This is a genomic window from Methylibium sp. T29-B (assembly GCF_000576225.1).
Taxonomy (GTDB): Bacteria; Pseudomonadota; Gammaproteobacteria; order Burkholderiales; family Burkholderiaceae_C; genus Methylibium; species Methylibium petroleiphilum.
Genome location: NZ_AZSN01000010.1, coordinates 1 through 11,592, shown reverse-complemented (window position 1 = coordinate 11,592; position 11,592 = coordinate 1). Strand labels below are relative to the sequence as shown.

General features: G+C 67.3%; 13 protein-coding genes. 6 read left to right on the top strand and 7 right to left on the bottom strand.

What is annotated here, in order from left to right:
* Nucleotides 1–58: 58 nt before the first annotated feature.
* Together Y694_RS03205 and Y694_RS03200 are read right to left on the bottom strand one after the other, a co-directional pair.
* On the bottom strand, nucleotides 59–1,354 hold the full coding sequence (locus tag Y694_RS03205) for a TolC family protein (protein WP_051495537.1): 1,296 nt from the start codon (nucleotides 1,352–1,354) through the stop codon (nucleotides 59–61).
* A gap of 142 nt (nucleotides 1,355–1,496) precedes the next feature.
* Entirely contained in the window at nucleotides 1,497–1,859 is a 363-nt protein-coding gene (locus tag Y694_RS03200) for a hypothetical protein (RefSeq protein WP_036229774.1), read from the bottom strand.
* Between the two features lie 494 nt (nucleotides 1,860–2,353).
* Here Y694_RS03200 and Y694_RS24655 point away from each other — a divergent pair, with 494 nt between their 5' ends.
* From Y694_RS24655 to Y694_RS03180, 5 genes are read left to right on the top strand one after another with little or no spacing between them, the layout of a single operon-like run.
* Nucleotides 2,354–2,797: a hypothetical protein gene (locus Y694_RS24655; protein WP_197028722.1), complete on the top strand. Its 444-nt coding sequence runs from the start codon at nucleotides 2,354–2,356 to the stop codon at nucleotides 2,795–2,797.
* A complete protein-coding gene (locus Y694_RS24650) occupies nucleotides 2,794–3,531 on the top strand; it encodes a hypothetical protein (RefSeq protein WP_197028721.1) in 738 nt (245 codons plus the stop codon). The genes Y694_RS24655 and Y694_RS24650 overlap by 4 nt, the downstream gene beginning before the upstream one ends.
* A 19-nt stretch (nucleotides 3,532–3,550) precedes the next feature.
* Entirely contained in the window at nucleotides 3,551–4,213 is a 663-nt protein-coding gene (locus Y694_RS03190; protein WP_036229772.1) for a TerD family protein, read from the top strand.
* Between the two features lie 10 nt (nucleotides 4,214–4,223).
* Nucleotides 4,224–5,219, top strand: coding sequence for a hypothetical protein (locus Y694_RS03185; protein ID WP_152543380.1), 996 nt, complete (start codon nucleotides 4,224–4,226; stop codon nucleotides 5,217–5,219).
* Between the two features lie 13 nt (nucleotides 5,220–5,232).
* Nucleotides 5,233–6,030 carry a VWA domain-containing protein gene (locus Y694_RS03180; RefSeq protein WP_036229767.1) on the top strand — a complete coding sequence of 266 codons (798 nt, stop codon included), beginning with the start codon at nucleotides 5,233–5,235 and terminating at the stop codon, nucleotides 6,028–6,030.
* Between the two features lie 310 nt (nucleotides 6,031–6,340).
* Here the strand turns inward: Y694_RS03180 and Y694_RS03175 are convergent, their stop codons facing one another.
* On the bottom strand, nucleotides 6,341–7,147 hold the full coding sequence (locus Y694_RS03175) for a TorF family putative porin (protein ID WP_231497514.1): 807 nt from the start codon (nucleotides 7,145–7,147) through the stop codon (nucleotides 6,341–6,343).
* Nucleotides 7,148–7,344: 197 nt separating this feature from the next.
* Nucleotides 7,345–8,241: a cation diffusion facilitator family transporter gene (locus Y694_RS03170; protein ID WP_036229833.1), complete on the bottom strand. Its 897-nt coding sequence runs from the start codon at nucleotides 8,239–8,241 to the stop codon at nucleotides 7,345–7,347.
* A 164-nt stretch (nucleotides 8,242–8,405) separates the two neighbouring features.
* On the opposite strand from Y694_RS03170, the gene Y694_RS03165 reads away from it, so the two are divergent.
* Nucleotides 8,406–8,909: a DUF6328 family protein gene (locus Y694_RS03165; RefSeq protein WP_036229762.1), complete on the top strand. Its 504-nt coding sequence runs from the start codon at nucleotides 8,406–8,408 to the stop codon at nucleotides 8,907–8,909.
* 45 nt (nucleotides 8,910–8,954) lie between these two features.
* Here Y694_RS03165 and Y694_RS03160 read toward each other — a convergent pair whose 3' ends face one another.
* The 3 genes from Y694_RS03160 to Y694_RS03150 form a co-directional block, all read right to left on the bottom strand.
* Nucleotides 8,955–9,416: a DUF4124 domain-containing protein gene (locus Y694_RS03160; RefSeq protein ID WP_161727941.1), complete on the bottom strand. Its 462-nt coding sequence runs from the start codon at nucleotides 9,414–9,416 to the stop codon at nucleotides 8,955–8,957.
* A 123-nt stretch (nucleotides 9,417–9,539) separates the two neighbouring features.
* Nucleotides 9,540–10,904 (bottom strand): heavy metal sensor histidine kinase, encoded by a 1,365-nt coding sequence (locus Y694_RS03155; RefSeq protein ID WP_051495535.1) that lies wholly within the window; start codon nucleotides 10,902–10,904, stop codon nucleotides 9,540–9,542.
* Nucleotides 10,901–11,587, bottom strand: a complete 687-nt coding sequence (locus Y694_RS03150; protein ID WP_036229827.1) for a heavy metal response regulator transcription factor — start codon at nucleotides 11,585–11,587, stop codon at nucleotides 10,901–10,903. The genes Y694_RS03155 and Y694_RS03150 overlap by 4 nt, the downstream gene beginning before the upstream one ends.
* Between the last annotated feature and the right edge of the window lie 5 nt (nucleotides 11,588–11,592).

Below are 11,592 nucleotides of genomic sequence, written 5' to 3'. Positions count from 1 at the left end.
GAATGTCCGGAAGAGGTGTTTGGTTGAGCGTCGGGTGGCTTCGTCGCAGCTGCGGGCTTCACTGCGGCAACAAGCCAAGCGCCTGGCGCCATGCGGAGATGGCGGCTGCGAGCTCGATGCGGCTGCGTGCGGCCTGACGCTCGGCCTCGGCCGCTTCGGCCTCGATGCGCAGCCGGGTCGGCAGGTCGGTCTCGCCCAGGCGGAAGGACTTGTCGAAGAAGCCGCGGGACTCGCGCGCCAGTTGTGCGCGGCGCTCCGCCGCTGCCAACTGCAGCCGGGCGGATTCGGTGCGTGCCTTGGCCGAGTCGCGTTCACCCGCCAGCCGGGCCCGCTCCAGATTCAACTGCGCCTGCAGTTCGATGGTCTCGGCCCGCGCGGCCGCCGTGCGCGCGTCGTGACGCGGACCCGCCCCAAAAGGAATGCGCACGCTGACCGTGAAGGTCTGTTGCCAGGCTTCACCCGAGACCCCGCGGTCGCGCGTGGTGGCGATCGTCAGTTCGGGGTTGGCGCGCGACTGCGTGGCCGCCAGGGCCGCCACGCCTTCGGCCACCGAGGCGCGGTCCTTCAGCGCCAGCAATTCGCCGTGCGTGTCCATGTCGGGTCCCACAGCGCCAGGCTCCGGCTCGGCGATGAGATCCGACGGGCCGGCTGTGAGCGCCAGGCCGGGCAACGCCACCAGCGTGCGCAGGGACTGCTCGGCCACGATCACGGCGGCTTGCGCCTGCGCCACCGTCGCCTGGGCGGCAGCCACGGCGCCATCGGCCTGGTGCTGGTCGGCCTGTGCCAGATCGCCGGCCTTGAGCCGTTTGCCGACATCGGCTGCGATCCGTTGTGCGTTGTCGAGTTGGCCCTGTGCAGTGGCGGCATCGGCACGCGCGCGTTGCCAGTTCCACCAGGCGTCACGCACGGCGGCGGCCACCCGCAGCTGGGCTGCGGTGGTGCGGCTTTCGACAGCACGGCCTTCGGCCTGCGCCAGTGCCTGGCTGCGCCCGCGTTCGCCGGGCAGCCACAGGGGGATCGCAAGGCCTGCTTCGTATTCGCGTGTGCCGAGGTTACGGTTCAGGCGGTCGGTTTTACCGGTCACCTCCACCGCCAAGGGCTCGGGTGTCCAGGACTGCGCGGCTTGCTGCTGTGCCCGGGCTGCGTCCCGGCGTGCCGCCAGGGCCGCGAGTTCAGGTTGGCGCGCCCATGCCGCTTCGAAGGCCTGGCTCAGCGTCAACCCTTCGGGCTTCGCAGTGGTTTGGGCCAATGCACCCGCTGCGGCAGTGCTCAGTGCGAATGCGAAGGCAAGGGCCAGCGTGGCACTGGCGGTCGTTCGCCAGCGAGCGTGCGTGATGAAATTTCGTCGGTGCATCCGATGCTCCAGGGTTGAGGACAACTCACGGGAGATCGGCAAGGGCGACCCAGCAGGTCGCGTCGCGGCTGAGCGGCCGTCGACGACGGCACGCGGTCAGGCGCGAACGGGCTTCAGGAAGAAGAAGTGGCCGCCTCGCCGATCAGGCGAGGGGTGCCCACTGAGGGCGCTCGGGCGGGCTGTGCGTCAGGGTGCGCACGATGCCTTCGTCCAGCGTGGCCGGATGCGAGGCGATGGCGAGTGGCATCAAGCCATCACAGGGTGTGGGCACCGCCGAGCAGCTGCCATGGCAATGTCCACAGTCGAGATCGCTGCTGCCCAAGGTCTTGCCAGCCAAGTCGCCACTGTCCTGGTCCACGGTCGAATCACCATGATGCTGATGCTCGTGGTGTCCGAAGTGCTGCGCCTGCGCATCGCTTTCGTGCGCGCAATAGCTTGCCACTGCAGCCCAGGTGAACTGGAACGGCAACAAGGCGAGCAGAGCAATGGCGAACCAACGACGCATGCGAAATAGTCTAGCAGCTACAGGGTTTGGGGCGAGCGAGTGGGTTCAATGCAGTGCGGCACTTCACCGCATTTCGGCACGCGCGTGACGGAATTAGTCGTTCTTGGCCGGCGATCAATCGCGTTGCAGGCAAGCCTGGCCAGGATGCCGTGAGCAAGCCGTCCCGACCGACTCTGCGCTCTTGGCGATTCCTCCCTGCCTGGGATGACTTTTCGACCCGGCGTGCGAGACCACGGCACGCCGCTGCGCGACTTCGGGCAAGCACAATTGAAGGCGCTGGTCGACCAAGAGATCGAGGGGGCCAAAGTACCGTGACAGCGCGGTGTTGCCGGACGTGCCATCTTGCTGTGCCAACCGGGTTTGCCCGTTGTCTGGATGGCCCCAAGCGCGTGCGATGCGAGGACTGCGGCCGCCGTTGGAGCGCAAGCCGGGTAAGCTGTGTCGACAGCGCGGCCTGACTGGGGAGTCCCGACCGGTCATCAGAGGAGAAACTCATGAAACCCACCACTTTCCCGACTGCGGTAGCCACTGCAGCAGTACCCACCCCCGCGCAGGAGTTGCTGGTGCAAGCACCCTTGGACACTGGGGCCATCGCTTTGCGGCCCGAGCAGATGCCGCAAGCCGAGCAGGCACTGGCCACGCTCGACTTCGCGGCCATTCCGTCCGGCGACATCATCAAGATCGGCCTGGGTGCCGAACAGGCGCTGCAAAAGACGCTGGACGGCTTTCTGGCCCGGCTCGACACGAAGACGGCGTCCAAAGTGTTCGCGCTTTTCGGGCGCCTTGAAAAGGTGTCGATGACGCCAAGCTGCCTGAAATCCTGGAGAAGATTCAGGAAGGCGAGGACCCGGGGTTCTTCGCCGGCCTGTTCGCCAAGTTCACCGGCCGCAAGCCCGAAGAGGCCTTCAGCGAGTTCATGCAGGAGGTCGGCGATTTGATCTCGAGCCGGACGCGCACATTGGCCGACGAGATGGGCCGCCTGGAGGGCGAACTGTCGAAGGAAATGAAGACGCTGTTCGGCGAACTGCAGGCACTGGAGAGCCTGAAGCAGTCGTACGGCACGCACTTCGCCAGCTTCACCGTCGATGCCGCCGTGGCGCGCGCGTTTCTCGACAAGGCCCGGCAGGTCGTGGCGCAAGAGACCGCCGCTGCCGCCCCCGCCGACATGACCGCCCAGGCGCGGCTGCGCGAGTTGCAGGACAAGCTCAGGCTGCTGGAAAGCCGGGCCCTCGCGCTCGAAGGCACCTACACGCGGCTGCCGGCCGACCAGATGGTGATCCAGCAGATCGAGGCCGCCGGAATCGCCACGCTGCAGGAGACCGCCACCACGGTGTCCTCGCGTTTTGCGTCGATCAAGATGACCCTGCTGGCCATCCACGGCGCATTCGCCGTCAAATCGGTGCAGCAGATCGCCCAGCGCCAGGCGCGCCTGGACCAACAGCTCACACAACTGCGCGGCCAGGCCACCAAGGACGTGGCCGTCGCCGCGGCCAAGGCGCCCGGTGACAACCGCGTCGCACAGGCGCAGCAAATCGCCGCGATCATCACGCAGACGCGCGAGATCCACGATCTGGTCGAAACCGCCAAGCAGGAAACCGAAGCCAAGTTCGAGACGGCGCGGCAGATGTTCGAGCAGTCTCGCGCCGAGCTCGTGGCGCTGCGCCAGGCCTGACAACGACCCCGGAGAAACCATGCTCACACTGACCCTCGACAAGCCCGGCGCCGCGCCGGCTCGCAAGCTGCAGCTCTCGCTGAACAAGGGCGCCACGTTCAAAGTGACCGTGGCCTGGCAGTGCGAGGCCGACCACCAGGACGACATCGACATCCACGCGCTCGAGGCCCGCAACGGCGGCAATGGCGCCAAGGTCGCGGCGCTCGAAGAGATCCTGTCCACGTACAACACGACGAAGATGAGTCCGAAAACCGGCGTGCTGCCGACCGCGGCCGACGGCTCCTTTGCCACGCCCTCGGGCGGGCTGCGGCACTCCGGCGACGTGCGGGTGCAGGGCAACACCGAAACCATCGTCATCGAAGGCGCGAAACTTCCGGCGGGCGTGAACGAGATCCCGCTCTTCGCCACCGTCCACAAGGCCGAACACGGCGCGGGGCACGACGAAGGGTCCGAGACCGAGGCCGAGGACGAGGCGGCCTTCGCCGACATCGAGGTCTGCACCGTCACCATCGCCGACGAGGGCGGGCGCGAGCTGGGCGCCTACCAGCTGTCCAAGGAGTTCGGCGAGTTCAACGTGGTGCAGCTGGGCAGCATCATGCACGGCGACAACGGCTGGGAGTACGCGCCCGTCGGCCGCGGCTTCACGGGCACGTTCAACGACGTGCTGGGCCACTTCTCCTGAAAGCTTGGCCGTGCCGTCTGCGAAGGACAAGTTGCGCCCGACGGTCATCGGCGCTTCAGGCGCTTCGCTGCGCAACCCTGCGCTGAGCGTGCCGGCGGCGCACGACATGCCGTCGCCGGCGCGTCGTGCATCTGCTGTCGCGCCGGTAGTGCAGCCGCCGGTGGTGCGGCAGCCGACAGCCATTCCGGGCGCCGCACGCACGCGGATCGAAGTGACCGCGCGCGATCTGCAGGCGTTGTCGCCGGGCGCTGATGCCGGGGTGTACCAGCAGGCGCGGGCGCTGGTCGGCACCTTTGTCGTCGCCAAGGCATCGCAGCGCAAGGCGATCCTTTGGGGCCACGAGCTGCAGAAGTCGCACGGAGAACTCGTCGCCGAGATGCTGGCCCTGGCGCGCAGCCCGGTGCTGCGCCAGGTGCAGGCTTACCTCGCGCGGATGATGGACATCCTGGGATCGATCGACCTGATGGCCGCCTGCGGACACAGCGGCGACGGTGTCGTGGGGCGGCTGTTCCAGGGCATCAACCGCCGCATCGACACGCCGGGCGAACTGGCCAAGGCCCAAGCCGAGCTGGAGCAGCTGCTGGCGCTCATGGGTGGGGCGCTCGACCCCCTGCTGGACCTGAAGGACCGGCTGCTGCGCCTGTCCGGGTCGATGGAGGAGACCGCGACTCAGGTCGAGGCCGCGGCCATCGGCGCGCTGTTCCTGTCGGAGCGCCTGCGCCAGGACGACGCCGCACTGGCGCAGTGCTTTGCCGAGCGCAGCATGAGTCTGACGCAGACCCTGGCGCAGATGCGGCAGGCCGGCTCGACGCGCGATTTGCAGATCGAGCAGCCGATCCGCCTGATCGGCGCCATCCAGAACGTGGCGCTGGTCGTGATGCCGGCGTTCATCGGCAGCATCGCGTCCATCACCACCCTCGGCGCCAGCAAGACCACGGTTTCGCAGACCGAAGCCGGTGAGCTGGCCTATCGGCTGCGCGACATCATCAGCCAGTTGAAACCCTGAACCAGGAGCACGCATGAACAGCAAACTCACACTGAATCTGGACAAGTCGGCCAACGCGCTGCGGCTGGCGCTCGACAAGGCCGGCGTGGTGGCGAACGTAAAGGCGGAAACGGCCGCCATCATCGACGTCTCGGGCTCGTTCGAGCACGAGCACGAAGAGGGCACCACCAGCATCCTGCTCGAGCGGCTGGTGCCTTACTGCATGGTGCTCGACCCGGACCGCAAGATGGACGTCTTCACCTTCAGCGCCGGCGAGGACAGCGCGCACTACGTGGGCGTGGTCACGCCCGACGATGCGCGCGACTACATCACGCGCAACATCGTCGAACGGGTTCCGGGCTGGAACGGTGGCACAACCTACAGCTTCGTGCTCGAGCGCGCACTCGAGCACTTCGGCTGGAAGGTGTGCGAAGAGGCTCACCGCTCATCGCAGGGCGCCGGCTTTCTGAGCCGCCTGTTCGGCTGGTCGCCGAGCGGGCAGGTGCACCAGCACGGCACCCCGCACACCCACGACAAGCGGCGCTCGCTGGTGCTCTTCATCACCGACGGCGAAAACGACGGCAGTGACGAGGCGCGCACCATGCGTGTTCTCGAGGAATCGCAACAGCGCGGCGACCAGGTCTACTTCCTGTTCATCGGCGCCTGCGAGGACAAGGGCGTCACCTTCGAGTTCGTACAGAAGATTGCTCGCCGGTTCAAGAACACCGGCGTGGTCGTGATCCGCGATCTGGAAGCCTTTGTCGCGCAGTCGGACGAGGAGCTCAACGCCACGCTGCTGGGCCCCGAGCTCGTTGAATGGCTCAAGTCGTAGCCGCCAGGATGCCGTCCTGTCGACAATGGCGGGAACTGGGCTTGACCTTGGCGCTGCAGCTCGCAGCCGCGGCTGCGGCACAGCCGGTGGACGACACCATCAACCCCGACCGACCCGGCCTTGCCGACGGCAGCAACGTGGTCGGGGCGGGCCGCGTGCAGGTGGAGACGGGGCTGCAGTTCCGAGTCGAGAGCAACACCTACACCCGGGCGACATCCCGACACCCAGGTGGCGGCGAACGCGCACCCGGCCACGGGCCTCAGGGGCGCCCACTGGCCGTGCGCGCCCCCGGCTCCCGCGAACCGCGACTTCAGAAGTTGTACTTGACGCCGAGCACGATGCCCGGTTTGCCGAGTTCCTTGCCGTTGATGGGCGAGGCGTAGAAGACCTTGTCGGCGTCGGTCCCGACGATCGCAGCGCTGACGACGAGGCCGCTGAAGTCCTTGCTGATCGTCAGCGCGTAATCGGTATAGGTCGCTGCGCCGCCGACTGGCCCCTTGATCTTCTGATAGCCGATATGCGGCGTCAGCATGACGCCGCCGCCCACGTCGAAGCCGGCCGACAGGTCGAGGTAGAACGAGTTCTTGCTGTCAGGGTTGGCGAACGTGTTGGTGACCGCATGCGAGTACTTCAGCGTGGCCGCCCCATATGTGAGCGCGCCGTAGAGCTCGGTGGTGTTTGCCGAAGGGTTCAGGTCATTGCTCGGGTACTGGTACGTCAGCGCGCCGACGTCGAAGCCGATGCCGGGCATGACCTCGCCCTTGAAGCCGCCGTAGACGTCGATCTCGACGCCGGCGTCACCGCCAAAGTCCTTGATCCACTTGATCGACGAGGCCCACGCCCCGACGTAGAAGCCGCCCGCTGCGTAGTCCACACCACCCTGGATCGCCGGCTTGAGGCGGGACTGCGAGATGCCACGGTAGCGGTAGTCACTGACGGCCCCCACGTTGAAGGCGAACTGCGCCGAGGCGACGGTCGGTGCTGCGCAGGCGATCGGCACCCGATAGGCAGCTTCTGTGCCATGCACCCCGGTTCTGGAGAATGTGCCTGAAACGCCCGGGTTGCGCTGTTTTGGTGCCCTCTCGCGCCGTCTGGTGGCATTCGTGCACCAGCTCACCAAGATGGAGCGCCGGGTTGATCGTGCAGCGTCCGCGGCGGAGGCCCAATGTTGCCTGATGCGCCATGGCAAGCCCGCTCGGACTCTTGGAGCCTGCGCTCACCGTGATGGTGCGGCCACTATGCACGCACGGTCTGCGCGAGCGTGCTGCACATCGACGTCGCGGCCCCTTCCACACCGCGACCAGCATGAAGAGGCTACACAGCGCGTGCGCCCTCGGCCGCGGCGCTTTCGGCATCCTCGATCTCGATCGTCGTGTGTGAGAGGGCGAACCGGGTGGCCATGGCCTCCCGCGCCGCAGCGAGCACGGTCTTGGCGTCCGTGCCGCCATCGACAACGAGGTGGCCGCTCATCGAGTCCAGGCCGGAGGTGATGGTCCACACATGCAGGTCGCGCACCCCGGTCACGCCGGGAATCGCGAGCAGCGTGCGCTCGAGCAGCGCGACGTCGACTTCAGGCGGCGTGCCCTCCATCAGGATGTGGATCGCCTGCTTGAGCAGGGTCCAGGTGCGCGGAATGATGAGCAGCCCGATGCCGGCGCCGATGAGCGGATCAGCGAGCTTCCAGCCGGTGAAGATGATGATGGCGGCGGCGGCCAGCACGCCCAGCGAACCGAGCATGTCGCCCAGCACCTCGAAGTACGCGCCTTTCATGTTGAGGCTTTCTTTCGAGCCGGCCGCCAGCAGCTTCATGCTGATCAGGTTGACGACCAGGCCGGCCGCGGCCACCGCCAGCATCGGCACACCCAGGATCTCGGGTGGATTGAGGTAGCGCTGGTAGGCCTCGTAGAAGATGTAGATCGTCAGCAGCAGCAGCACGACGGCATTGGTCAGCGCGGACAGCACTTCCATGCGCGCATAGCCGTAGGTCTTCTGCGGCGTTCGCGGGCGCTCCGAGAAGCGGATGGCCAGCAGCGCCAGCGCCATTCCGCCGGCATCGGTGAGCATGTGTGCGGCGTCGGACAGCAGCGCCAGGCTGCCGGTCCACAGCGCGCCGACGACTTCGATGGCCATGAAGGCCGAGGTCAGCGCCAGCGCCCAGGTGAGGCCCTTCCGATGGCGCGATGCGGCCGTGCCTGCGGGTTTGTCGGGCACTGTGTTCAGCTGCGTTGGATCACTCATTTTTTCTTTCTGCGCGAAGCCCGATTGCTCCCTCGGCGCATCGTAGCGGCTGCCCAGGGGCGTCCCAAGCCATCAGGTCCGCTGAATCGATGTACAAGCGTCCCAGCCAGCGGAGCAACCGCTGGGCAGGAGACCACATGACGACAACGAACGAGGGCGTACCAGCGCTTGAAAGTGCCCCGGGCGCCGCAACGGCGGCTGGCGGCGATGCCGACGGCGACCTGACCGACATGCTGGGCGAACTGCGCGTGTTGCTGCCCAGCGCGCAGTTGCTGTCGGCGTTTCTGATCACGGTGCCGTTCAGCAGCGGCTTTGCGGCCGTCGTGGCGGCCGAGAAGGGCGTCTTCATCGCGACCTTCATGCTGGCGGTGGCCAGCTTGGTGATGCTGAGCGCGCCCGCCGTACAGCACCGCGTGATACGACCGCTGACCGACCGCGCGCACTTCAAGCGGCTGGCCACGCGCCAGATCATCTTCGGCTCGGTCGCGCTCGCGTTGGCGCTGGTGCTGGTGACACAACTGGTGCTGTCGGCGGTGTTCGGCCATGTGTTGGGGAACGTCGCGGCCGGCGGCATCGCGGTCTTGATCGTGCTGTTGTGGTGGGTGCTGCCGAAGGTCTACCGGGCCAGGGGCAGGCTGTGACGGCCGCCTGAACGACGCGGCGGCGCGGCGGGGCTGCCAACCGCGTCACAGCAATGCGCTGCGTTCGCGCAGCAGCGCGTCCAGGCTGCGCCGCAGCTGCAGGGCCGATGCTTCGAGCGTGCGCTGCCGCTGCAGGTACGCAGCCGAGAAACGCCGCCCCTGCCGGTCGCCCTGCTGCACCGCGACGCCGCTTTCGCGCTCGGCTTCGGCAGCTTGCAGATCGGCGTAGGCGGCGACGATTTGCCGCTCAATCTGGCGCAAGCGCGCCGCCCGCGCCTCGGCGTCGCGCAGCAACTGCTGGCGCGTCATCGCCAGCGCACGCAGCGCGGCTTCGGTCTCGGCTGCATCGGGCGGATGGACCTCGACGCTGATCTTCTGGTTGCTGCGCGCCCGCGGGTCCGGTGCGTCGCCATAGACGACGCGGCCGTCGGTCAGCACCGATTTGTACAGCGTGCGCTCGGCCGGCGTTGCGGCAAGGGCCCAGCCCAGGCCGGCGGCGGCCAGCACGCGGCGCAGCAGCCGCAACCTGATCAGCAGGCAAGCGGTCGCTGACGGGTGTGTGGTGTGGCGCATGGATCCCCCGTGGGCCTGAGCCCGATGCTTCGATGCGAGGCCGAGCCGGATTCGCCGTCATCCCTGCAAGTCGCCGGCCGATCCGGGCGCAGGTCCGCTCTGCAGGGTCATGCCGATCGATGTGTCGCCATGGGCGGAACGGGCAAAGGCTCGGCCGCCGTGCATGCGTGCGACGGCCGCGACGATCGACAGTCCAAGCCCGTGATTCTGTGCGGCGCTGCTGCGCGAACGGTCAATGCGGTAGAACCGGTCGAACAGCCGGGGCAGATGTTCTGCCCCGATGGTGAGGCCGTGGTCGACGACGCTGATCGTTGCTTCACCGGATTGCGCCGCACCGATCTCGACCCGGATCACGGTTCCGCGCTCGGCAAAACGGGTGGCGTTGGCCACCAGGTTGGACAGGGCGCGCTGAAGCAGTGGCGCGTCGAACTCGCCGGCCGCGTCGCCGATGACCTCCAGATGCAGCCCGGCTTCGGCCAGCGCCGCCTCGTGATAGTCGCCGACCACGCGCGCCACGGCAGCCAGGCTTTCTACCGGTACGCGCCGCGCTGCTGCCCCTTGGTTGGCATGCGACAGGAACAGCATGTCCTGCACGATGCGTGTTATGCGCTGCAGTTCTTCGAGGTTGCAGCCGAGCACGTCGCGCAGTTCGTCCAGGCCACGCGCCTTGCGCAGTGCGAGTTCGGTGCTGCCGATCAGTGTGGCCAAAGGCGTGCAGAGTTCGTGCGCCACGTCGGCATTGAAACCCTCGAGCTGTTCGTAGGCCTGGCCCAGCCTGCCCAGCAGCGCGTTGAACTGCGCAATCAGCGGCTGGAGTTCTTCGGGCTGCGCCGAACCATCCAGGCGAGCGTGCAGCGTGTCGGCCGCGAGTCTGCGCGTCTGCTCGACGAGGTCCCGCACGGGACGCAGGCCGATGCGAACGAGAAGAAAACCACCAGCGGACACCAACATCGCGCCCGCTATTGCGGCGGCCACCAGCGTGAGACCGAGTCGCCACAGCAGGGACCTGTCGTCCCGCGTGTCAAGTGACAGGGTCGCCGAGAGCGTCTCATCCTTTGCAGCGGGAGACGGCACGTCGAAGCGGGCCGCGCGAACGCCGGTGCTGTCGCCGGCCGGCGCCAGGTTCTCGTAGAACACGGTGCCATCGCGGCGCCGGAGCGACAGCGCAAGGTCGCGGTGGCCGACGAAGAAGTCATCAAGCTTGTGCTTGAGCGCCGCCGTGTCGCTGTCAATTACCGACTCCGCCAGCAGGTGCCGGACCTGCGTTTCCTTCTCCGCGATCGCTTCAAGCTGCCGCGCCGACAGGTTCGCGTCGGTGACTGCGTAGACCACAGCGCATACCGCGGCAAGTCCGGCCAGGCTCTGCAGTGCCAGCCAGGACGACAAGCGTCGGCCCAGCGAACTTGCGGTGCGCCTGCTCATTCTTCACGCGCTTCCAGCACGTAGCCCATGCCCCGGGCGGTGTGCAGCAGCGGGCGCTTGAACGGCGCGTCGAGTTTGCCGCGCAGCCGCCGCACCGCCACGTCGATGACGTTGGTCGCGCTGTCGAAGTTCATGTCCCACACCTGTTCGGCGATCTCGGTGCGCGACAGCACTTCGCCTTGACGGCGCAGCAACAGCGTCAGCAGGGTGAACTCCTTGGCCGTGAGTTCCAGCCGCTGACCGGCGCGGGTGGCCCGGCGGCGCGCGAGGTCGAGTTCGAGATCGGCCAGGCACAGCACGGTGGCTCCGCCGGCATCGCCCGCCGGCCGGGTTCGGCGCAGCAGCACCGCGATCCGGGCCACGAGTTCCGAAAACGCGAAGGGTTTGACCAGGTAGTCGTCGGCACCGCCTTGCAAGCCCTTCACACGGTCCTCGATCCGAATTCGCGCGGTCAGCATCAAGACAGGCGTCTGCTTGCTCTGGCGCAGCGCGGCGAGCAAACCCAGGCCATCGATCCCCGGCAACATGCCGTCGAGCAGGATCAGGTGGTGGTCGCCCTGCACCGCCAGGTGCAGACCATCGATACCGTCGTGGGCGACATCCACGACGTAGCCTTCCTCTGTCAGGCCCTTGCGCAAGTACTCGGCGAGCTTGATCTCATCCTCAACGACCAACAGTTTCATGCTGC

Bases quoted from the DNA above. Each gene is read 5' to 3' on its own strand.
- Y694_RS24655 (WP_197028722.1), top strand. From the start codon at position 2,354: ATGAAACCCACCACTTTCCCGACTGCGGTAGCCACTGCAGCAGTACCC.
- Y694_RS03165 (WP_036229762.1), top strand. From the start codon at position 8,406: ATGACGACAACGAACGAGGGCGTACCAGCGCTTGAAAGTGCCCCGGGC.
- Y694_RS03205 (WP_051495537.1), bottom strand. From the start codon at position 1,354: ATGCACCGACGAAATTTCATCACGCACGCTCGCTGGCGAACGACCGCC.
- Y694_RS03150 (WP_036229827.1), bottom strand. From the start codon at position 11,587: ATGAAACTGTTGGTCGTTGAGGATGAGATCAAGCTCGCCGAGTACTTG.
- Y694_RS03200 (WP_036229774.1), bottom strand. From the start codon at position 1,859: ATGCGTCGTTGGTTCGCCATTGCTCTGCTCGCCTTGTTGCCGTTCCAG.
- Y694_RS03180 (WP_036229767.1), top strand. From the start codon at position 5,233: ATGAACAGCAAACTCACACTGAATCTGGACAAGTCGGCCAACGCGCTG.
- Y694_RS03190 (WP_036229772.1), top strand. From the start codon at position 3,551: ATGCTCACACTGACCCTCGACAAGCCCGGCGCCGCGCCGGCTCGCAAG.
- Y694_RS03155 (WP_051495535.1), bottom strand. From the start codon at position 10,904: ATGAGCAGGCGCACCGCAAGTTCGCTGGGCCGACGCTTGTCGTCCTGG.